The organism is Serratia sp. BFP-2025 (assembly GCF_050880365.1).
GTDB classification, from domain to species: Bacteria; Pseudomonadota; Gammaproteobacteria; order Enterobacterales; family Enterobacteriaceae; genus Serratia; species Serratia surfactantfaciens.
On the sequence record NZ_JBPAFV010000007.1, the window covers coordinates 1 to 22,034 of the forward strand.

At 60.7% G+C, this 22,034-nt stretch carries 16 protein-coding genes and 1 pseudogene; 10 read left to right on the top strand and 7 right to left on the bottom strand.

Translation table 11 applies throughout. The features are described 5' to 3' along the window. Positions 1-288 precede the first annotated feature (288 nt). Both mltA and tcdA read left to right on the top strand, forming a co-directional pair. A complete protein-coding gene (gene mltA, locus ACRAWE_RS23670; protein WP_019455730.1) occupies positions 289-1,425 on the top strand; it encodes a murein transglycosylase A in 1,137 nt (378 codons plus the stop codon). An 84-nt stretch (positions 1,426-1,509) separates the two neighbouring features. Beyond that, positions 1,510-2,316, top strand: a complete 807-nt coding sequence (gene tcdA / locus ACRAWE_RS23675) for a tRNA cyclic N6-threonylcarbamoyladenosine(37) synthase TcdA (protein WP_019455731.1) — start codon at positions 1,510-1,512, stop codon at positions 2,314-2,316. On the opposite strand, the gene csdE is transcribed toward tcdA, so the two are convergent. Next, positions 2,307-2,741 (bottom strand): cysteine desulfurase sulfur acceptor subunit CsdE, encoded by a 435-nt coding sequence (gene csdE, locus ACRAWE_RS23680; RefSeq protein ID WP_432525966.1) that lies wholly within the window; start codon positions 2,739-2,741, stop codon positions 2,307-2,309. The genes tcdA and csdE overlap by 10 nt on opposite strands. Before the next feature lie 19 nt (positions 2,742-2,760). After that, positions 2,761-3,966, bottom strand: coding sequence for a cysteine desulfurase CsdA (gene csdA / locus ACRAWE_RS23685; RefSeq protein WP_063917941.1), 1,206 nt, complete (start codon positions 3,964-3,966; stop codon positions 2,761-2,763). Positions 3,967-4,162: 196 nt separating this feature from the next. Here csdA and ACRAWE_RS23690 point away from each other — a divergent pair, with 196 nt between their 5' ends. The 4 genes from ACRAWE_RS23690 to rlmM all read left to right on the top strand — a co-directional run bounded on the left by ACRAWE_RS23690 (position 4,163) and on the right by rlmM (position 7,233). Then, the gene (locus ACRAWE_RS23690; RefSeq protein WP_004931891.1) at positions 4,163-4,387 is read left to right on the top strand and encodes a YgdI/YgdR family lipoprotein; all 225 of its coding nucleotides are present in this window, start codon (positions 4,163-4,165) and stop codon (positions 4,385-4,387) included. A gap of 385 nt (positions 4,388-4,772) precedes the next feature. Further along, positions 4,773-5,690: a transcriptional regulator GcvA gene (locus ACRAWE_RS23695; protein ID WP_004931894.1), complete on the top strand. Its 918-nt coding sequence runs from the start codon at positions 4,773-4,775 to the stop codon at positions 5,688-5,690. A 51-nt stretch (positions 5,691-5,741) separates the two neighbouring features. After that, positions 5,742-6,137 carry a DUF423 domain-containing protein gene (locus tag ACRAWE_RS23700; protein WP_025160235.1) on the top strand — a complete coding sequence of 132 codons (396 nt, stop codon included), beginning with the start codon at positions 5,742-5,744 and terminating at the stop codon, positions 6,135-6,137. Continuing rightward, positions 6,130-7,233, top strand: coding sequence for a 23S rRNA (cytidine(2498)-2'-O)-methyltransferase RlmM (gene rlmM, locus ACRAWE_RS23705; protein WP_019455735.1), 1,104 nt, complete (start codon positions 6,130-6,132; stop codon positions 7,231-7,233). Before ACRAWE_RS23700 ends, rlmM begins: the two co-directional genes overlap by 8 nt. A 39-nt stretch (positions 7,234-7,272) precedes the next feature. Here the strand turns inward: rlmM and xni are convergent, their stop codons facing one another. From xni to queF, 3 genes and pseudogenes are all read right to left on the bottom strand, one after another. Continuing rightward, positions 7,273-8,031 (bottom strand): flap endonuclease Xni, encoded by a 759-nt coding sequence (gene xni, locus ACRAWE_RS23710; RefSeq protein ID WP_063917940.1) that lies wholly within the window; start codon positions 8,029-8,031, stop codon positions 7,273-7,275. A gap of 55 nt (positions 8,032-8,086) precedes the next feature. Continuing rightward, positions 8,087-9,451 carry a nucleotide 5'-monophosphate nucleosidase PpnN gene (gene ppnN / locus ACRAWE_RS23715; RefSeq protein WP_019455737.1) on the bottom strand — a complete coding sequence of 455 codons (1,365 nt, stop codon included), beginning with the start codon at positions 9,449-9,451 and terminating at the stop codon, positions 8,087-8,089. A 192-nt stretch (positions 9,452-9,643) separates the two neighbouring features. Beyond that, a pseudogene (gene queF, locus ACRAWE_RS23720) lies at positions 9,644-9,856 on the bottom strand (NADPH-dependent 7-cyano-7-deazaguanine reductase QueF); the annotation flags it as partial. 67 nt (positions 9,857-9,923) lie between these two features. Between queF and syd the strand changes: the two are divergent. Then, positions 9,924-10,472 carry a SecY-interacting protein gene (gene syd, locus ACRAWE_RS23725; RefSeq protein ID WP_063917938.1) on the top strand — a complete coding sequence of 183 codons (549 nt, stop codon included), beginning with the start codon at positions 9,924-9,926 and terminating at the stop codon, positions 10,470-10,472. Between the two features lie 609 nt (positions 10,473-11,081). Here syd and ACRAWE_RS23730 read toward each other — a convergent pair. Next, positions 11,082-12,320 (bottom strand): MFS transporter, encoded by a 1,239-nt coding sequence (locus tag ACRAWE_RS23730; protein ID WP_025160236.1) that lies wholly within the window; start codon positions 12,318-12,320, stop codon positions 11,082-11,084. Positions 12,321-12,498: 178 nt separating this feature from the next. Here ACRAWE_RS23730 and ACRAWE_RS23735 point away from each other — a divergent pair, with 178 nt between their 5' ends. The 3 genes from ACRAWE_RS23735 to pbpC all read left to right on the top strand — a co-directional run bounded on the left by ACRAWE_RS23735 (position 12,499) and on the right by pbpC (position 21,345). Continuing rightward, entirely contained in the window at positions 12,499-12,825 is a 327-nt protein-coding gene (locus tag ACRAWE_RS23735; RefSeq protein WP_025160237.1) for a YqcC family protein, read from the top strand. Between the two features lie 146 nt (positions 12,826-12,971). Continuing rightward, positions 12,972-18,947 (top strand): alpha-2-macroglobulin, encoded by a 5,976-nt coding sequence (locus ACRAWE_RS23740; RefSeq protein ID WP_432525969.1) that lies wholly within the window; start codon positions 12,972-12,974, stop codon positions 18,945-18,947. A 49-nt stretch (positions 18,948-18,996) separates the two neighbouring features. Beyond that, positions 18,997-21,345 carry a penicillin-binding protein 1C gene (pbpC, locus tag ACRAWE_RS23745; protein ID WP_063917936.1) on the top strand — a complete coding sequence of 783 codons (2,349 nt, stop codon included), beginning with the start codon at positions 18,997-18,999 and terminating at the stop codon, positions 21,343-21,345. Positions 21,346-21,547: 202 nt separating this feature from the next. Here the strand turns inward: pbpC and ACRAWE_RS23750 are convergent, their stop codons facing one another. After that, a complete protein-coding gene (locus tag ACRAWE_RS23750) occupies positions 21,548-21,997 on the bottom strand; it encodes a MarR family winged helix-turn-helix transcriptional regulator (protein ID WP_019455746.1) in 450 nt (149 codons plus the stop codon). Positions 21,998-22,034: the final 37 nt, after the last annotated feature.

Genomic DNA, 22,034 nt, shown 5'->3' on the forward strand with positions numbered 1-22,034 from the left:
GCGGGGGCCGGATTTGAACCGACGACCTTCGGGTTATGAGCCCGACGAGCTACCAGGCTGCTCCACCCCGCGTCCGATGGATGCGCACTATACTCTCCATGCGTTTTGTTGCAAACCCTTTTTGCATTTTATTGCCCTAAACCCGTTTTTCTGCTGAATTTGCCCGCAATTTGCCTTCTTTTTCATCACCATCCTCCGTGCGGGTTTTTTTATTTGCAGCGATTCCTTTATCAATGAGCGTTTGTTATCGTTCAGCCGGTAGATCATATCAGTTTGAGAGTGTGCGCGATGAAAGGACGTTGGGGCAAATACCTGCTTGGCGGGTTGATGGTGGCGGTGTTGGCGGGCTGTTCGTCCAAGCCGACCGATCGGGGTCAGCAATATAAAGACGGCCGTCTGGATCAATCGCTGGAGCTGGTCAATCAGCCCAACGCCAAAGGTTCGCCGGTCAACGCCAAGGATTATTCTGATCAGCTGATGGAGATCAAGTACGCGTCGCCTTCGCTGTTTAATCGCAACAACAGCACTTATCAGGCGGTGCAAAGCTGGATGGCGTCCGGCGCCGACACGCGCATGCTGAGCCAGTATGGCCTCAGCGCTTACCAGATGGAAGGCGTCGACAATTACGGCAACGTGCAGTTTACCGGCTACTACACGCCGGTGGTGCAGGCGCGCTATACCCAGCAGGGCGAGTTCCGCTATCCGCTGTACCGCATGCCGCCGAAGGGCAGGGGGCGCCTGCCGGATCGCGCGGGCATCTATTCCGGCGCGCTCGACGATCGCTATATCATCGCTTACACCAACTCGCTGATGGACAACTTCATGATGGAAGTCCAGGGCAGCGGCTACGTCGACTACGGCAATGGTCAGCCGCTGGTGTTCTTCGGCTACGGCGGCAAAAACGGCCACGCCTATCGCAGCATCGGCAAGGTGCTGATCGATCGCGGCGAAGTGGCCAAGGCGGACATGTCGATGCAGGCGATCCGTCAGTGGGCGGATACCCACAGCGCCGCAGAGGTGCGTGAGCTGCTGGAACAAAACCCGTCGTTCGTGTTCTTCCGTCCAGAAGCTTTTGCGCCAGTGAAGGGCGCCAGCGCGGTGCCGTTGGTTGCCAAAGCCTCGGTAGCGTCCGATCGTTCGCTGATCCCGGCGGGCACCACGCTGCTGGCCGAAGTGCCGCTGCTGGACAACAAGGGTAAATTCACGGGAAAATACGAGATGCGCCTGATGGTCGCGCTCGATGTGGGCGGCGCCATCAAGGGCCAGCATTTTGACATGTATCAGGGCATCGGGCCGGAAGCCGGCCACTCGGCGGGATACTACAACCACTACGGCCGCGTTTGGGTGCTGAAGAACAATGGCGGCGGTCAGCTGTTCAGCGCCAATCAGTCAAACGGCGGCGGTTCGTTGTTGGCCACCCGGTAAACGCACGCGGCGTGAAAAGATTGACCCGCAAGGGCCGGATTTTCCGGCCCTTATCATTTGCATTACGAAGGTAATTAAAGCGTTATGAGTACAGCTTATTCGGAAGCCTATCTGCAGCGTTTCGGCGGCACGGCGCGGTTGTACGGCCAGCAGGCGCTGGCGGTGTTCGCGCAGGCGCATGTCTGCGTGATCGGCATCGGCGGCGTGGGTTCCTGGGCGGCTGAGGCGCTGGCGCGCACCGGCATCGGCGCCATCACCCTGATCGACATGGATGATGTCTGCGTCACCAATACCAATCGTCAAATCCACGCATTGCGTCAGCATGTCGGGCAATCCAAAACCGAGGTGATGGCGGAGCGCATCCTGGCGATTAACCCGGAATGCCGGGTGACCTGCATCGATGATTTCATTACTCCGGACAACGTCGCCGAGCTGTTGGACCATAACTTCAGCTATGTCATCGACGCGATCGACAGCGTGCGGCCGAAGGCGGCGCTGCTGTCCTACTGCCGCCGTTTCAAGATCCCGGTGGTGACCACCGGCGGCGCCGGCGGGCAAATAGACCCGACTAAAATCGACGTGGCCGATCTGGCGAAGACCATTCAGGATCCGCTGGCCGCCAAACTGCGCGAGCGGCTGAAACACGATTTCAACGTGGTGAAGAACGGCAAGGGCAAGCTGGGCATCGACTGCGTCTTCTCCAGCGAGCCGCTGGTTTATCCGCAGCCGGACGGCTCGGTGTGCGCTTCGCGCAGCACGGCGGAAGGGCCAAAAAGGATGGATTGCAGCGCGGGTTTCGGCGCGGCGACCATGGTCACCGCCACCTTCGGCTTCGTCGCCGTATCGCACGCGCTGAAAAAGATGCTGGCGAAGGCGGCGCGTCAGGCGTAACGGGCGGCGATCGCCTGCACGGCGGCGGCCAACGCCGCCAGGCCGCTGGCGCGCGTGGCGCTAAGCTGAGCGCGCAACGCCAACCGGTCGAACAGCGCCAGCGGATCCAATGCGGCGATCTGCTGCGGCGTTTTCCCTTCCACTTCGGTCAGCAGCACCGCCAGCAGGCCGCGCACGATGCGCCCTTCGCTGTCGCCATAGAAATGCAGCGTGCCGTCTTCCAGCAACTGGTGTCCCAGCCAGACGCGGTTTTCACAACCGCTCAATTCCATTTCTTCACTGCGTAAGGTTTCCGGCAGCGGCGGCAGCCGTTTCGCGAGCATGATCAGCTGGCGGTAGCGGTCCTCCCACTGTTTCAGCGCGCTGAAGGTGGCGATCAACGCGTTGGCGGTGACCTCTCGGCCAAAAGGATGGGGGGCGAGCATAGCGTCTCCGGGAGTCAAGTCAGTCGGCCAGCAGATCGAGGGCGTGAGTCAACGCGCTGACCAGCGTATCGACGTCCTGCTGCGTATTGTAGGGGGCGAACGACGCGCGCAGCGTGCCGCTGACGCCTAACGCCGCCATCAGCGGCTGCGCGCAGTGTTGGCCCGCGCGCAGCGCAATGCCTTGTTCCGCCAGCAGCGTGACGATGTCGCTGTGGTGTACGCCGGCGATGTCGAACGCCAGCAGGCTGGAGCCGGAACTGCGGAAGCTGCGAAAACCCGGCAGCTGCGCCAGGCGCTGTTCCGCTCGATCCGCCAGTTCGCGGCTGTAGCGCTCCGCCGCCGCCATGTCCTGTTCGCTGAGCCAGGTGAGCGCCGCGGCCAATCCCAGCACGCCGGCGATGTTTGGCGTGCCGGCCTCGAAGCAGTGCGGCGGTTTTTGCGGGGTAAAACCGTCGAACGACGCCTGGGTCAGCATCTTGCCGCCGCCCTGCCAGGGCGCCATTTGCGCCAACAGCTCGGCTTTGCCGTACAGTGCGCCGATGCCGGTCGGGCCATACAATTTGTGGCCTGAGAAGGCGTAGAAATCGATGTCGAGCCGCTGTACGTCGGCCGGGCCGTGCACCACGCCCTGTGCGCCGTCGATCATCACGCGCGCGCCGGCGGCATGCGCCAGCGCGATAGCCGGCGCCAGATCCGGGCAACCGCCGGTGACGTTGGACATTTGCCCCAGCGCCAACAGGCGGGTTTTCTCGTTGAGCAGGGCGGGCAGCTGCGTCAGGTCCGGCAGCCGGTCGGCGCCGATCGGCAGTTTCACCACGTGCGCGCCGGTTTGTTCCGCCACCATCAGCCAGGGGATCAGGTTGGCGTGATGTTCCGCCTCGCTCACCAGGATTTCATCGCCCGGCTGCAGGCGCGGGCGCAGGTAGCTCTGCGCCACCAGGTTGATCGCCTCGGTGGTGCCGCGCGCCCAGATGATGTCATCGGCCGACGGCGCATTGAGCAACCGTGCGACCTGGCCGCGCGCCAGCTCGAAGCGGGCGGTCAGATCCTGCGCCGCCCGATGTTGGCTGCGGTGCACGGTGGCGGCGTCATCGCGATAAAACTGCTGCGTGGCGTCGATCACCGCCTGGGGTTTCAACGCGGTGGCGGCGCTGTCCAGATAGATGCCGTCCTGCGCGAGCGCGGGAAACTGTTGGCGAAAAAGGCTGGGGTTAAAAGGCGTCATACCCTGATTGTCACTGGCTTGAGTCGATGGGTGATCCTGTCCTATTTTGCCGTCTGAGACAAGCGATCCCGTCCATTAGGAGTTATCGCCTGGCAAAATTGGGAAAGTTTGTTATGCTATTAAATGTGCGCTAATTAATCGCATCTATACAGATAAAAGGTATTTATCAGCATTTAAAACTACAAAGGAGTCCTCAATGAAGAAAACAGCCGCAGTTATCTCTGCCCTGATGCTTACGTTCACCCTGGCCGCCTGTTCCAGCAACTACGTGATGCATACCAATGACGGACGCACCATTGTCGCTGACGGTAAGCCTAAAGTGGACAACGACACCGGCATGATCAGCTATAAAGACGCTAACGGCGTCGAGCAGCAGATCAACCGCGCCGATGTAAAAGAGATGGTTGAAAGCAACCAGTAATCGTCAGGCAAAAAAAAGCACCGCAAGTTTTGCGGTGCTGCATAAAATCACTATGGACAGACAGGGTAAATGTACAGGAAGTGAAAAAACAGTAGCCTAGCTACCATGTCCGGAATCGCCGGACAATTTGCAAACACAACATCACAACCACAAGCCAAAAGTTCATCGGCGTCCTCGACACCCACTCCCTTTTCGTTCCGGCCCGGGAAGTGCCGCCACTATAGGTATTTGCTGGCGCATCCTCAACGGACAAATTATAATGGCTCGGATTAAAAAAACTAATGGCAATACGCCGTTAGCGTTTACCGATGGCTTGCCACACAAAGCCGCCCGATTTTCGGCACCGAATCATTCGGATTAATGTTACACAAAAGTAGCTAATTTAATGTCTAAACGCTTACCTCCCCTCAATGCGCTGCGCGTGTTCGATGCGGCCGCTCGCCACCTGAGTTTCACCAAGGCGGCGGAAGAGCTGTTCGTGACTCAGGCCGCGGTGAGCCACCAGATCAAGTCGCTGGAGGACTTCCTCGGGCTGAAGCTGTTTCGCCGGCGCAACCGCTCGCTGTTGCTGACCGAAGAGGGGCAAAGTTACTACCTCGATATCAAGGAGATCTTCTCTTCGATCAACGAGGCGACACGCAAGCTGCAGGCGCGCAGCGCCAAGGGGGCATTGACCGTCAGTCTGCCGCCGAGCTTCGCCATTCAGTGGCTGGTGCCGCGCCTGTCCGGCTTTAACTCAGCTTATCCGGGCATCGACGTGCGTATCCAGGCGGTGGACCGCGAAGAGGACAAGCTGGCGGACGATGTCGACGTGGCGATTTTCTACGGCCGCGGCAACTGGCCGGGGCTGCGCGCCGAGCGTCTGTATGCGGAATATTTGCTGCCGGTTTGTTCGCCGAGCCTGCTGACCGGCGATCATCCGCTGAAAACCGCGGACGATCTGGCTTATCATACCTTGCTGCATGACGTTTCACGCCGCGACTGGCTGGCGTATACGCGCCAACTGGGGTTGCAGCACATCAACGTGCAGCAGGGGCCGATCTTCAGCCACAGCGCCATGGTGGTGCAGGCGGCGGTGCACGGCCAGGGTGTGGCGCTGGTGAACAACGTGATGGCGCAAACCGAGATCGAAGCCGGTCGCCTGGTGTGCCCGTTCAACGATGTGTTGGTCAGCAAAAACGCTTTTTATCTGGTATGTCATGACAGCCAGGCAGAACTGGGTAAAATAGCCGCCTTCCGGCAGTGGATCCTGGCGCGCGCCGCCAGCGAACAAGAAAAGTTCCGCTTCCGCTACGAACAATAAGGCCGGCCGCCGCCTTGCCGCGGCCGGTGATTTTTAATGGGATAGATCACGATGAGCAGCCGTTCCATGCTGGTTTTCGCCGCTATCAGCGGCTTTGTGTTTGTCGCGTTGGGCGCATTCGGCGCGCATGTGCTGAGCGGTACGCTCGGTGCCAACGAAATGGCCTGGATCCGCACCGGGTTGGAGTATCAGGGGTTCCACACTCTGGCCATCCTGGCGCTGGCGGTCGCGATGCAGCGCCGCGTGAGCCTGTGGTTTTACTGGAGCGGGGCGCTGCTGGCGCTCGGCACCGTGTTGTTTAGCGGCAGCCTCTATTGTCTGGCGCTGTCGCACCTGAAGGTTTGGGTATACATCACGCCGGTTGGCGGCGTGTGCTTCCTGATCGGCTGGATATTGATGTTGATTGGCGCTTTGCGTCTGAGGAAAAAGGCCGAGCGCCATGAATAAGATTGCGTTGTACTGCCGTCCCGGTTTTGAGAAAGAGTGTGCGGCGGAGATCACCGACAAGGCCGCCCAACTGGAGATTTACGGCTTTGCGCGGGTAAAAGAGCACAGCGGCTACGTGCTGTTCGAATGCTACCAGCCGGATGACGCCGACCGGCTGGCGCGGGAAATTCCGTTCCGCGAACTGATTTTCGCCCGTCAGATGATCGTGGTGGGCGAGCTGCTGCGCGATCTGCCGCCGGAAGATCGGGTATCGCCGATCGTCGGCATGCTGATCGGCGTGGTTGATCGCGGCGGCGAGCTGCGGGTGGAAGTGCCGGACACCAACGAAAGCAAAGAGCTGATGAAATTCTGCCGCAAGCTGACGGTGCCGCTGCGCGCCGCGATGCGCGAGCAGAAGGTGCTGATGGCGCGCGAGAACCCGACCCGCCCGGTGGTGCACGTGTTCTTCATCGCGCCGGGCTGCTGCTACGTCGGTTACTCCTACAGCAATAACAACTCGCCGTTCTATATGGGCATTCCGCGTCTGCGCTTCCCGGCCGATGCGCCGAGCCGTTCGACGCTGAAGCTGGAAGAAGCGTTCCATGTGTTCATCCCCGCCGACGAGTGGGACGAACGCCTGGCCAGCGGCATGCACGCGGTCGATCTGGGCGCCTGCCCGGGCGGCTGGACCTATCAGCTGGTGAAACGCAGCATGATGGTACACTCGGTGGATAACGGCCCGATGGCGCCGAGCCTGATGGAAACCGGCCAGGTGACGCATCACCGCGCCGACGGCTTTAAGTTCGAGCCGAACAGCAGCAAGATCTACTGGCTGGTGTGCGACATGGTGGAGAAACCGGCGAAGGTGACCAGCCTGATGATTCAGTGGCTGGTGAAAGGTTGGTGCCGCGAAGCGATCTTTAACCTTAAGCTGCCGATGAAAAAGCGCTATGAGGAAGTGTCGCAAAACCTGATGAGCATCCGCGAAGCGCTGGGCGCCGCCGGCATCAGCGTCGAAGTGCATGCCAAGCAGCTGTATCACGACCGCGAAGAGATCACCGTGCACGTGCGCCGCATGTGGTCGGCGGTGCCGGGCCGGCGCGACGAGCGCGATTAATCGCGTTAAGCTTGATGAAGGGCGCTGCTTGCAGCGCCCTTATTGTATCGGCAGGCGCAGTTGCTGCAGGTTGCCGTCCAGCGACAGATCGGTGCGCAGCGTGGCGACTCGTTTGCTGACGTAGGCCAGCTCGCGGTGCTGTTCCAGCTTGCCGCGCCATTTCTCCGGCACCTGCTCCAGGTGCTGATACAGCCCGTCCAGGCTGCCCGATTGTTGCAACAGCAGCACGGCGGTTTTCGGCCCGATGCCGGCCACGCCGGGGATCTTGCTGCTGCCAATTCCCGCCAGCCCCCAATAGTCCGGCAGCTGCTGCGGCTGCACGCCGAATTCCTGCTGCACGAAGGGCATATCCAGCCAGCGTTTCTGGAAATAATCGCGAATTTGCACGTTCGGCGCCAGCAGCTGGCAGTAGCCTTTGTCGGTGGAGACGATGGTCACCTGATGGCCGCCGCCGGCGACCTTCGCCGCCAGCGTAGCCGCCAGATCGTCCGCTTCATTGCCGGGGGAATGCCAGCTGGCGACGCCCAACTCGGCGAAGGCCTCGCGCAGCTGCGGCATCTCCTGCTGCAGGTTTTCCGGCATCGGTGAACGCCCGGCCTTGTAGTCCGGCAGAATTTGGTGACGCCAGCTGTCGCTGCGGTCGTCCTCGTCGAATACCGCCACCGCGTGGGTCGGGCGGCTGTGCTGGATCAGCTGCTGCAGCGCATGGCGGCAGGCGCTGACGCAAGGGGAGCCCTGCACGGCGTGAATGCGGCGGATGAGGTTCAGGGCGTCGACAATCAGTAGGTGTATCATCATGGGCTGTCAGGTCGGAAAAAAACAGGGCGGCTGTTACGCCGCCCGGGATTGAGGGTCAGGCTACGATTTCGTAGCAGGGCACATAGGCGCTGCCCGGCAGCTTCATGCGGTGCTGGGCGACAAAGCCCTGCAGCAGGCTGTCCATTTGCTTCATCATTTGCGGTTCGCCGTGCAGCTTGTACGGGCCGAACTGCTCGATGGCGTGGATACCGTTTTCCTTCACGTTGCCGGCGACGATGCCGGAGAACGCACGGCGCAGCGCGGCGGCCAATTGCTCCGGCGGCTGGTTCGGATACAGGTTGAGGTTTGCCATGTTCTCGTGAGTCGGCTCGAACGGCAGCTGCAGATCCGGCGCGATGCGGATCGACCAGTTAAAGCTGTAGGCGTCGCCAGTGTTGCGGCGGTTTTCCTTCACCAGCGGCATGGCTTTCTTCATTTGCCGCGCCACTTCCGCCGGATCGTCGATGATGATGGTGTAGTGGCGGCGCGCAGCGTCGCCCAGCGTGTTCATGATGAACTCGTCCAGCACGCGGAAGTAGTCGGCGCTCTCTTTCGGCCCGGTCAGGATCAGCGGCAGCACCTGTTCGCTGTTCTCCGGGTTCATCAGGATACCCAGCAGGTACAGCAGCTCTTCGGCGGTGCCGACGCCGCCCGGGAAGATGATGATGCCGTGCGCGATGCGCACGAAGGCTTCCAGGCGTTTTTCGATGTCCGGCATGATCACCAGCTCGTTGACCAGCGGGTTAGGCGGCTCGGCGGCGATGATCGACGGTTCGGTCATGCCGATGAAGCGGCTGTTGCGGTAACGCTGCTGCGCGTGGCCGACCGCAGCGCCTTTCATCGGCGCTTCCATGGCGCCCGGCCCGCAGCCGGTGCAGATGTTCAACTCGCGCAGGCCCAGCTGGCTGCCGACCTTGCGCGCGTAGAGGTATTCGTTCTCGTTGATCGAGTGGCCGCCCCAGCACACCACCATATTGGGATCTTCATCCAGGTGCAGCGTGCGTGCATTGCGCAGGATCGAGAACACCAGGTTGGTGATGTGGGCCGAGTTTTCCAGGTTCAGGTGCTGGAAACGGCCGGCGCTGGCGATTTGGCCGTGCACGAACAGGATGTCGCGCAGTACGGCGAACAGGTTGGCCTGCAGCGAGCGGATGATACGGCCGTCGACGAACGCCTCTTCCGGCGGGTTGACCAGCTCCAGCTTCACCCCGCGTTCGCGGCGCAGCACGTTGATGTCGAAGGTTTCATAGCGCGACAGCAGCTGTTTGCTGTTGTCGGTCTGGCTGCCGGAGTTCAACACGGCCAGCGAACAGTTGCGGAACAGGCGGTACAGGTCGCTGCTGGCGGTGCGCTTCAGCATGTCTACTTCCAGCTGCGACAATAAATCCATAGAGCCAAGCGGGCTGATGTGTGTAATCAAGGTAACTCCTTTGCACCCGGTGCGGGGCGGTAGTAATCCATACGCAGCAAAACAGCATCTCGTTATGGTTGGCGTGCTGCGGCGCAGCGGGCGCTGTGCCCGGCCGCAGCCTCGTTTTAACCTTACCGCCGTCCCCGCGCTTTTACCAACACAAACCGCTCGTTAGCTCAGTTGTTGAGCAATGTTTCGCACTTATTGGCGCGCCAGGCGGCCATGCCCGGGAGTGAACTCGACATTGCTGCGCCACGGGTTGATATCCAGCCCGCCGCGGCGAGTATAGCGGGCGTACACCGTCAGGCTTTGCGGCCGACAATAGCGCATCAGATCGTTGAAGATGCGCTCGACGCACTGCTCGTGGAACTCGTTGTGGTGGCGAAAGGAGACCAGGTGGCGCAACAGCGCTTCGCATCTGCTGTCACCTTGGTCAGAGATAGGTACAATGGCCGCCAGTTTAACGTATGCGAGAAAGAATATGGACCATGATGTATCGCACGCTCTGCGTGAATTCACTCAACGTTATGTCGAGTTGTGGCAGCAAGCGCGCGGCCACGCGCCGGCCAGCCAGGCGCTGTACGGCGTGCCGTCGCCCTGCATCGTGGAGAACCGCGAGGACGAAGTGCTGTGGTTGCCGCAGCCTTTCGAGCCGGCGGCGACGCTGGAGAAGGTCGAGGCCGCGCTGGAGCTGCGTTTGCAGCCGGACGCGCACCGTTTCTACACGCAACAATACGCGGGCGACATGAGCGCCCAGTTTGGCGAGCATCGCCTGAGCCTGCTGCAGGTCTGGAGCGAGGATGATTTCATCCGCCTGCAGGAGAACCTGATCGGTCATCTGGTGACGCAAAAGCGCCTCAAGCTGTCGCCGACCCTTTTCCTGGCGACCACCGAATCCGAGATGACGATGGTGTCGCTGTGCAACGTCAGCGGCAACGTCGTGCTGGAACAATTCGGTAGCGATAAGCGCACCCTGTTGGCGGCGACGCTGGGGAATTTCCTCGATGCGCTGCGCCCCGTGCTGGACTGAAGCGCGTCGGATTCACCGCCGATCGTGTAAGAGATCTCTCACACGGGCTGTGAGAGATCGCTCTTAATTTTTTTCACCTCGCTTCGAACAATGAGATTATTGTTATCCAGATCAATTGGTTAGAATTTCTTTAGGATAACTCTTAGTGTTAATTTAGTGTGAGATGTCTCCCAAACCCTTGTGATTCCGGGGAATTTAAGCGATCTTATCGTTACCGGCATGGAACCGGCGGAGCAGGAAAGCATCAGGATGATGCAGCTTCAGGAAGAAGAAAGGGATGCGCTCAGGCAAGAGCGAAGGATGGCGTCAGGAGATGCCCAGGATGTTTCAGGATAGAAACCAGGGACACCTCCAGGACGGAGATTGAGAGCCGGCACAGGACTGTCGGTGGGTCAGGAAGGCTGAGGAACCGCGTCAGGACGATGCTGCAGGATGATGCAAGGACCACTTGGTCAGGATGGCCGCAGGAAAAGTTTTCAAGGATTGAGCAGGGAGCACGCTGTGTAGCGGGATAGCTATAAAACGAACCGGGGGCACTGTTAACGCAGTGCCCCCAACTTTTTGTTCTATCCCGCCGCGCGTGCGCCCCGCCTTAATCTATCGCCAGCGCTAACCAATTGCACCCAGCGTATCGCCTGCACTCTGCTTTTTCGGCAGCAGGAACAGCGTGGCGTAGATATCCAGCAGGTAAATCGCCGCCAGCAGGCTGATGGCGGCGGTAAACGACACCTGCGTCACCAGCGCACCGATCACCAATGGCCCCAGCCCGCCGACGCCGCGCCCCAGATTGAACAGGATGTTTTGCGCGGTGGCGCGCGCCTGTACCGGATAGGTATCGGAAATCAGTGCGCCGTAGCCGCCGATCATGCCGTTGACGAACAGGCCCATCAGCGCGCCGGCGAACAGCATCAGCATCGGATCGCTCAACTGGGCGTAACCTATCACCATCACCACGGCACCTACCTGATAAAGCACGAAGATCTTCCAGCGGGCGAAGCGGTCGGCCAGGACGCCAAACAGCCAGATGCCGAAGGTCATGCCGACGACCGTCACCGCCGTCCACAGACCGGACTTGGTGAGCGAAAAGCCGAAGTTTTTCGCCAGGTAAGTCGGCATCCAGATCATCAGTCCGTAGTAGCCGAAGTTCTGCACCGAACAGAGAATGAAGATGCCGATGCTGGCCTTGCTGGTGGCGCGATCCTTAAACAACAGACGCAAACGCTGCAGAAAAGAGAGCGGCTGACCGGCGTCTTTCTGCCGCACGAACTCTTCCGGCTCGCCCAGCGTACGGCGGATCAGGAATGACGCCAGCGCCGGCAGCAGGCCGACCAAAAACATGCCGCGCCAGCCGATATGTTCCAGCAGCAGCGGCGTCAGGAAGGCGGCCGCCAGCACGCCCAATTGCCAGCCCATGCCGACGTAAGCCGAGGCGCGGTTACGTTTTTCCGCCGGCCAGGCTTCGGCGATCAGCGCCATGCCGATGCCGAACTCGCCGCCCAGTCCGATGCCCGCCAGGGTGCGGTAGGCCAGCAGATCCCAATATCCCTGCGCCACGGCGCACAGGCCAGTGAACAGCGAAAACATCAGGATGGTGAGGGTGAGCACCCGGATGCGGCCAAAGCGATCGCTAAGGTGGCCGAAGATCACGCCGCCCAGCACCGCGCCGATCAGCGTCCAGGTGACCAGCGAACCGGCGGCCGATGAGGTTAATCCTAATTCGATGCTGATGGCCGGCAGCATAAAGCCGAGGATCAGCAGGTCAAACCCGTCCATGGCATAACCGGTGACCGAGGCCAGCATGGCCTTACCGGGCGTCGCGTGGTTTTTTTTCTCTGTTATTACGGACATGAATCTTTATCTGTGTGGTGAGTTCGGTGGGCCTATTGTGCCGCGCGGCGGCGAGCGCCACCAGATAAAAACGGCGGCCGGCCTCAGGCGCGCCGAATTTGGGCTATAAAAATGCTATGCTTTGCCGCCTTTCAGCCAGCGTGCTGGATACCATGATGAAAAGAGATCGGGAATGCAGATGAGTATACATAATCAGGTTCGCCGCAGTTTGCAGGCGATTGAACAATCCATGCGCGATCTGGCTTTGTGGCAGGCCGCTCCGCCCGAGCCTGAGGCTTTCTCCAGCACCGAGCCGTTCTGCATTGACAGCATGTCGGCCGAAGCCTGGTTGCAGTGGGTGTTTCTGCCGCGCATGTATGCGCTGCTGGACGCCGCAGCGCCATTGCCGACGCGCTTCGCCATCACGCCTTATTTTGAAGAGGCGTTGAAGGAGCGTGAGCCTAGCAGCCTGCCGCTGTTGGTGCTGCTGCAGCAGCTGGATTTGATGTTGAATAAAGAGCCGTAATTCGCCGGCGGCGCGCAGATTTTTGCCGCCCGGCAGTGTAGAGTACTCGCGCGGATGCCGGGCAGGAGAGCCGACGGCGTCTTTCGGCTCGGTTGAACCGCGGCGGTTGACCGGGGGCTGCATTAGGATGATGAGGTGCTGCAATAATGGATTTATTAAGGTTTATCCTGCGTTTACCTTTTACCCTGGTTAAGGGCGTGTGCCGCCTGCTGGGGGGCGTGTTGTCGTTGTTGGGGCGGCTGCTGAGACCGCTGGTCGGCAACCTCAGCTGGCGCGCTCCGGCCTGGTGGGCTGCGTTGCCGCGCGGTTTTCTGCGGCTCGAAAGCGGCGTGGATAAACACCCGAAGGCGATCGGTCTGGGCCTGCTGCTGCTGGCAGGTGCCGCGGGCGGCGCGTTTTACGGTTGGCACTGGTGGCAAAACCGCCCCCAGCCCATCGAACCGGCGCCAATGGTGGTTCAAGAGGTCAGCGCCGAGCTGGCTAATCCCGCGCCGATAGATTACGCCGCCGCCCGGCAGGCGCCGCAAACGGTGAGCCTGAGCTTCAGCGGCTCGGTCGCGCCGATAACCGCAGTGGGTAAAGCCGTGAGCGCCGGCATCACCCTCAAGCCGGCGGCGGAAGGGCAGTGGGCGTGGAACAATGAGTCGACGCTGGTGTTCACGCCGAAGAAACCGCTGCCGATGGGCGCAAAATATGACGTGACGCTCGAGCCCGCCACCTTGCTGGCGCCGCAGACCAAGCTCGCTAAAACCCGCTATGCCTTCACCGTGCCTGCGTTCGACTACCGTCTGGGGCAGGCCGAATACTACCGCGATCCGCAGGATGCGCAGAAACGCAGCGCGATTTTCAATTTGCAGTTCAATGCGCCGGTCGATGTCGCCAGCTTTGAAAAACAGATTTCACTGGGACTGAAGGAAGGCAGCACCACCTCCGAGAAGAAGCTGAATTTCTCTCTGGTCTATGACGAGAAAAAACTGAACGCCTGGGTGCATTCCGAGCCGTTGCAGGCGCTGGATCAGGGCGGTGCGGTGCATCTGACGGTCGGCAAGGGCATTAAATCGACGGTGGCCGGCAACGCGGTCGAAGAGGCGAAAAGCAACTGGGTCCAGGTACCGACGCTGTACAGTCTGGCGCTGAACGACGCCAGCGCTCAGGTGGTGGATACCGACAGCGGTAAAGGCCAGCGTGCACTGGTGGTCGGTTTCAGCGATGCGGTGAAGGATGCCGAGCTGGCGAAGGCCACCAAGGCGTGGCTGCTGCCGCAGCACGATCCGAGCGATGCCGAGACGGCCAATGATGCCGAAGACTTCTATCAATGGACGGTCGACAGCGTCGGCAAAAACGTGCTGGCGCAGGCGACAGCATTGCCGCTGACGCTTAATGAGGCGGAGGAGGCCTACCAACCGCAGTTCAGCTTCCGTTTTGAAGCCCCGGCGCATCGCTTTGTGCTGCTCGAAATCGACAACAAGCTGGTCTCCGTCGGCGGTTACAAGATGCCGAAGAAGGTTTACCGGGTGGTCGAAGTGCCGGAGTTCCCGAAATCGCTGCAGTTCATGTCGCAAGGCTCGCTGCTGTCGGTCAATGGCGACAAGCAGATCAGCGTGGCGGCGCGCAACGTGGCGGGCCTGCGGCTGGACATCAAGCGGGTGATCCCGAGCCAGCTGCAGCACATTGTCTCCTTCAAAAGCCGGGAGTACTCGTCAACGGAATTCAACCGGCTCAACGACGAATATTTTACCGAACACTTCAAATACCAGACCGCGCTTAACAACGAGCGGCCGGGGGAAGTGAACTATCAGGGCATCGATCTCTCCCGTTATCTCTCCACCAACGCCAGCTCCCATCGCGGAGTGTTCCTGTTGACGCTGTCCGAATGGCAACCGAACCGGAAACCGGCGGCGACAGAGGCGGGCGACGAGCAGGAGCAGGAACCGGAGGAGAGCACCGGAGAAGATCAGCCCGACGTCGGCGATTCGCGCTTTGTGGTGGTGACCGATTTGGGCATCGTCGCCAAGAGTTCGCAGGATAAGACGCGCGACGTCTTCGTGCAGTCGATTCAAAGCGGCGCGCCGGTCAGCGGCGCCACCGTGTCGGTGGTGGCTAAAAACGGCGTGACGCTGCTCAGCCAAACCACCGGCGCCGACGGCCACGTGCGCTTCCCGGCGCTCGACGTGTACACCAATGAGCGCCAACCGGTGATGTTCCTGGTGGAGAAAGAGGGGGATGTCTCCTTCCTGCCGACCGGCAGCTATAACGATCGCGGGCTGGACTTCTCGCGCTTCGACGTTGCCGGTGAACAAACGCCGACCGATCCGCGCACGCTCAGCAGTTACCTGTTCTCCGATCGCGGCGTCTATCGGCCGGGAGATACCTTCAACATCGGCTTGATCACCCGCGCCGCCGACTGGCGCATTGGGCTGGCCGGCGTGCCGGTGCGCGCCGAAATTCGCGATCCGCGCGACAAGCTGATGTCTACTGTGCCGCTGACGCTGGGCGCCAGCGGTTTTAACGAGCTGAGCTATACCACCGATGAAAATTCGCCTACCGGCGAGTGGAACGTCTATCTGTATCTGATCGGCAAAAACAACGACACCTCCACGCTGCTCGGCCACACTGCGGTCAATGTGAAGGAGTTCGAACCGGATCAGCTGAAGGTGAAGCTGGCGTTGACGCCGAATCGCCAGCAAGGCTGGGTCAAGCCGTCTGAGCTGAAGGCCAGCATCGATGTGCAGAACCTGTTCGGCACCCCGGCGCAAGATCGCCGCGTGACGACCAGGCTGACGCTGCGGCCGATGTATCCGAGCTTCGATCGCTTCCCGGATTATGCGTTTTACGAAAACCGGCAAAACAGCGACGGGTTCGAAACCGAGCTGGAAGATCGCACCACCGATGAACACGGCGCGGCCGATATTCCGCTCGATCTGAAATCCTACGCCGACGCCACTTATCAGCTACAGCTGTTGTCGGAAGCGTTCGTCGCCGGCGGCGGGCGTTCCGTGGCGGCCACCGCCCGCACGTTGGTTTCGCCTTACGATTACCTGGTCGGCGTGAAGGCGGATGGCGATCTGGGCTATATCAACCGCGACGCGGAGCGGCATCTGAATGTGATCGCCATCGATCCGGCCCTGAAACAGATCGCCATGCCGAACCTGAAACAGGTGCTGATAGAGCAAAAATACATTTCGGTACTGACCAAGCAGGATTCGGGCGTTTACAAATACCAGTCGAAGATGAAGGAAGTGCAGCTGTCGGAACAGCCGCTGGCGCTGAGCGAGCAGGGCGCGGATCTGCGGCTGGCGACCGATAAGCCGGGCGACTTCGTGTTGGTGATCGAGGATGCGCAGGGCAAGACGCTTAACCGCGTCGCCTACAGCGTAGCCGGCAACGCCAACCTGAGCCGTTCGTTGGATCGCAACGCCGAACTGAAGCTGAAACTGAACCAGGCGGAGTACCAGCCCGGCGAGGAGATTGAGGTGGCGATCAACGCGCCTTATACCGGCAGCGGGCTTATCACCATCGAAAAGGACAAGGTTTACGCCTGGCAGTGGTTCCACACCGACACCACCAGTTCGGTGCAGAAGATCCGCGTGCCGGCCGGCATGGAGGGCAACGGCTACATCAACGTGCAGTTCGTGCGCGACATCAACTCCAGCGAGATCTTCATGAGCCCGCTGAGCTATGGCGTGATGCCGTTCAAGATCAGCACCAAGGCGCGCCAGAACGGCCTCGAGGTGACGGCGCCGGAGGTCATCAAGCCGGGTGAAAACCTGACGATGACGGTCAAGACCGATGCGCCGCAGCAGGTGGCGCTGTTCGCCGTCGATGAGGGCATTCTGCAGGTGGCGCGTTACCGTCTGAAGGATCCGCTGGAGTTCTTCTTCAGCAAACGCGAACTGAACGTGAGCAGCTCGCAGATCCTCGATCTGATCCTGCCGGAATTCAGCAAGCTGATGGCGCTGACCGCGGCGCCGGGCGGCGATGCGGGCGAAGGGCTGGATCTCAATCTCAACCCGTTCAAGCGCAAGCGCGACAAGCCGGTGGCCTATTGGTCCGGCATTACCGAAGTCAGCGGCGAGAAGCAGTTCGTCTATCCGGTGCCTGATTACTTCAACGGCAAGATCCGCGTCATGGCGATTTCGGTGACGCCGGAAAAAATCGGCAAGGCGCAAACCGCCGCCACGGTGCGCGACAACTTCATCATGACGCCAAACGTGCCGGCGATGGTGGCGCCGGGCGACGAGTTCGACGTCAGCGTGGGCGTCAGCAACAATCTTGAAGGGCTGAACGGCCAGTCGGTGGCCGTCAATGTTCTGTTGACGCCGCCGCCGCAGCTGGAAGTGGTGGGCAACGCGACGCAAAGCCTGACGCTGGCGGAAAAACGCGAAGGCGTGATCACCTTCCGCCTGCGCGCCAAAGCTGTGCTGGGCGATGCGCCACTGGTGTTCGATGCCCGTTACGGTGACCAGGCCAGCCGCCGCACCGTCAGCACCTCGGTGCGGCCGGCGGCGCCGTACCGCACCCAGTCGGTGATGGGGCGCATGAGCGGCGGCAGCCAGAACGTCGACGGCCTGCGCCAGATGTTCGACGCTTTCGCCCAGCGTCGGGCGACGGTATCTCATTCACCGCTGGTGCTGACCAGCGGGCTGGCGCAATACCTGGCGGATTATCCGTATTACTGTTCCGAGCAGATCGTCAGCCGCTCTATTCCGCTGATGCTGCAGAGCCGTCATCCGGAGATGAAAAGCAGCCTGAGCCAGACGGAAGTCAGCAAGCAGCTGCGCAACCTGCTGGGCGTGCTGCGCGCCCGCCAGAACGACAGCGGGGCGATCGGCGCCTGGCGTTCGTCGCCGGATGCCGATCCTTTCGTCACGCCTTATGTGGTGCAGTATCTGCTCGAAGCCAAAGCGGCGGGCTATGCCCTGCCGGACGGCATGCTGGACGAGGCCAACGGTGCGTTGCGCGAGCTGGCGGCCAGCGGATTCGACGATCTGTATCTGCTGCGTCTGCGCAGCTGGGCGGTTTACCTGCTGACGCTGCAGGGCGAAGTGACCACCAACTCGCTGGCGGCGGTGCAGGATACGCTGCAAAAACGCTATGGCGAGGGGTGGAAAACCGATCTGAGCGCGCTGTATCTGGCTTCTTCCTATCGCCTGTTGAAGATGGACGACGAAGCCGCCGCGCTGCTGCAACCGAGCTGGCAGCAGCTGAGCAAGGCGTATGACAGCGCCTGGTGGACGCAGAACTATTTCGATCCGCTGGTGCAGGATGCGACGCGGCTGTATCTGATTACCCGCCACTTCCCGGAGAAGGTGGCGTCGATCCCACCGCAGGTGCTGGAGAATATGGTCAAGGCGCTGAAAGAAGAGCGTTACACCACCTACTCCTCCGCGATGAGCATTCTGGCGCTGGAAAGCTATTCGGCCCAGGTGGCGGCGCAGTCCGCCAATGCGGATGCATTAGGCATCGTGCAGGTAGGCAAAGCCGGCGGCGAGCCGCAGCGCATCAGCGAGCTGCAGGGGCTGTTCGTTCAGGGGCAATTCAACGCCGATGCCACCGCGGTGCGCTTCACCAACGGCGGCAGCGCGCCGGCCTGGTATGTGGTGACGCAGGCCGGTTACGACCTGAATGCGCCGCAAAAAGCGCTGTCGCGCGGGATTGAGATCGTTCGCGATTACACCGACGAACAGGGCAAGCCGGTAACGCAGGTGACGCTGGGGCAGAAGATCAACGTCCATCTGAAGGTGCGCGCCAACTCGAAAGAGGGGCAGAGCAACCTGGCGATCGTCGATCTGCTGCCGGGCGGGTTCGAAGTGGTGCAGCAGACGCCGCCCGAGCCGGCCGATGCCGGTGAAGAGAGCGACGATCGCGGCGGCTGGCAGTCGCCGCTGGCCGCGTCCGGCTCCACCTGGGCGCCGGACTACAGCGATATCCGCGAAGATCGGGTGATTATCTACGGTAGCGCCGGCACCGAAGTGCAGGAGTTCGTTTATCAAATCAAGGCCACCAATACCGGCAGCTTTATTGTTCCACCGGCCTACGGTGAAGCCATGTACGACCGTGAAGTGCAGGCCATGTCGGCAGGCGGCGGCAAGCTGGTGGTCGTGCCGGCGAGCAACGATTAGGCCGTATCCGGCGCCAGGCCAACGCCTGGTGCCGGGATGCTGAGAGCGTATGAAGATCCTGACCGGGCGCGTGCTGCAAAACGGCTTGATGGCGGTGTTTTTACTGACGCTGCTGTTGGGCGCGATTCGGCTGTGGCCGCATCCGCCTTTGTGGCAGGGGCTGCCGCAGTCTTCCGTCTATTACGACAGGCACGGCGCGCTGCTGCGCATTACGCTGGCCAACGACGATCGCTACCGGCTGTGGACCCCGCTGGAGCAGGTGTCGCCGTTGGCGGTGCGCGGGCTGCTGTTGCACGAAGATCGCTGGTTCTACTACAACCCCGGTTTTAACCCCGTCAGCCTGATGCGCGGCTTCTGGCGCAGCTATGTCGCCGGCGGCAAGATGCAGGGCGGTTCGACCATCAGCATGCAGCTGGCGCGTATGCGCTGGCATCTCAATACCCGCACGCCGGGTGGCAAGCTGCTGCAGGTGCTGCGTGCGGTGCAGCTGGAGCTCAGCTATTCCAAGCGCGATATCCTGGAAGCCTATCTGAATTACGCTCCCTACGGCCGCAACATCGAAAGCATCGGCGCCGCCAGCCTGATCTATTTCGCCAAGTCGCCGAAGGATTTGACCCTGCCGGAGGCGCTGACGCTGGCGGTGTTGCCGCAGTCGCCCAGCTACCGTCTGGAGCCGAAAACCGGCGTGCTCGGCGCCGCATTGACTCAGGCGCGCAATCGTCTGTTCCAGCGCTGGCAGCAGGTTTACCCGACCGACGCCAGCCAGCAAACGCTGTTCCGCCTGCCATTGGCGCTGCGCCAGCCTGAGCAAGTACCCTATATCGCGCCGCACTTTATCGAACAGCTGCGCCTGCAAACGCAGCAACTGGTGCAGCGCGATACCCGCGTCGATACCACGTTGGACGCCGGGTTGCAGCGGCTGGTCGAGCGGCAGGTCAATGCCTTTATCGCCCGCAACCGCAGCCGCGGCATTCAGAACGCCGCAGTGCTGCTGGTGGACAGCCGCGATATGGGGGTGCGTGCGTTGGTGGGATCGGCGGACTACTACAATCGCCCTATTCAGGGGCAGGTGAACGGCACCAACGCCAAACGCTCGCCGGGATCGACGCTGAAGCCGTTCATCTATGCGCTGGGCATGGAGCAGGGCGTGCTGCATCCGATGACTATTCTGAAAGACGTGCCTTCGTCGTTCGGGGCCTATGCGCCGGAGAATTTCGACCGGCGCTTTCTCGGCCCGGTGACCGCCACCGACGCGCTGAATTTCAGCCGCAATATTCCGGCGGTGTATGTCGCTTCACAGCTGCGTCAGCCGACCTTTTATCAGTTTTTGCGCCTGACCGGCGTCGCCAATATGGCCAACGAAAGCCACTACGGGCTGTCGTTGGTGCTGGGCGGCGGCGAGGTGACGGCGCAGGAATTGGCGAAGCTGTATGCATTGCTGGCGAACCGCGGTGAGCTGCGGCCGCTGCGTATGCAGGTTAACGCGGCTGAATCGGCGCCGGTGCGGCTGTTGAGCGAGGAGGCCAGTTTCATCACGCTGGATATGCTGCGCCAGCACCGGCGGCCGGGCGACACGCTGGCGCAGCGCTCTTCGGCGTTGCCGGTGTATTGGAAGACCGGCACCTCCTGGGGGTTCCGCGACGCCTGGAGCGTCGGGATTTTCGGCCCTTACGTGTTGGTGGTGTGGGAGGGCAACTTCGACGGGCGTGGCAACAATGCGTTAGTCGGCGCCGAAGCGGCCGCGCCGCTGTTTTTCAACATCATCGACAGCGTTAATGCCAGCTACCCCGGCCTGCGAGAACCGAAACATCCGTTCCCTAAACGGCTGCGGCGGGTGGAGATCTGCCTCGCCAGCGGCGATCTGCCGACGCCGTGGTGCCAGCAAAAAGGCAAGACCTGGTTCATTCCCGGCAAGTCGCCGATCAAAGTCGACAGCGTTTACCGGCCGGTGGTGCTGGATATTCACAGCGGCGAGGTCGTTTGCCCGCCGTATGATGCGGCGCAGACCCGCACCGAAGTCTTTGAGTTCTGGCCATCCGATCTGGCCAACGTGTTCGCCCAGGCCGGTCTACCGAAACGCACGCCGCCGGTTAATCGCTGCAAGGATAACGGCATCGCCGTCGGCGGCAACGCGCCGCGCATCACCTCACCGCTGAAAAACACCACCTATACCCTGCGTCAGTCGCAGCAGGGTCGGGATAAAATCGCCTTCAGCGCGGTGACGGACGCCGACAGCAAAACGGTGTACTGGTTCGTCGACGATATCTATCTCGGCAGCAGCGCCAGCAAAAAGCCGATCGACTGGCGGCCGATCAACAACGGGCGCTACCGCATCCGGGCGGTGGACGATCGCGGCCGCGCCGATACGCGGCTGGTGACCATCGAGTGGGTTAACTGAGGTTGGGGCGCCTCGGTTATGCCTGTATAACCGGGGAGAACGGCAGCGGGGATCATCGATAAGAATAAGCACGCCGTGGGTATTTTTACCTTTTTGATGCCGGGATTCGAGAAAGAATATTTCCCGCCCTTTCACTGGAAATAAAAACAACCCAGCGTGCTGCGACCTAATCCGGCAATGTTTAACAGGGAACGCTTAGGCATTATTCACTGATTATTTTCCCTAACCAGCGGCGAATGACTTTTATCTCGTCTGCAGAAAATTCATCTTCCAGCGTTGACTCTAACTTGTTGATTACCTTGTCACAGGATGCAAAAAGCGTTTCGCCATGTGTGGAAAGCTTAATGATTTGAACGCGTTTATAACGAGGGTGCGGCAGACGCTCGATGAGCTCGAGTTTTTCCAATCTGACGAGTATTAAGCTGACGGTCTGAGGGGTCAGTAGTGCCAATCGGGCTAAATCGGCATTAGAGCACCCTTCAAAATTAGAAATAATGCTCATGATAACGAATTGAGGTGCGGTTATTTGATATTGGCTTAATTCCTTTTCCATTTTTTGTTTATAAGCGCCGGATGCTTTACGCAGCAGGTAGCCGAGAATTCCCGCTTCGCAATCAAACATATCATTACTGTTTTTTACGTTCTTTTTCATTTTCAATCCTTGTGAGTTATCAGTGTGCTGATAACAT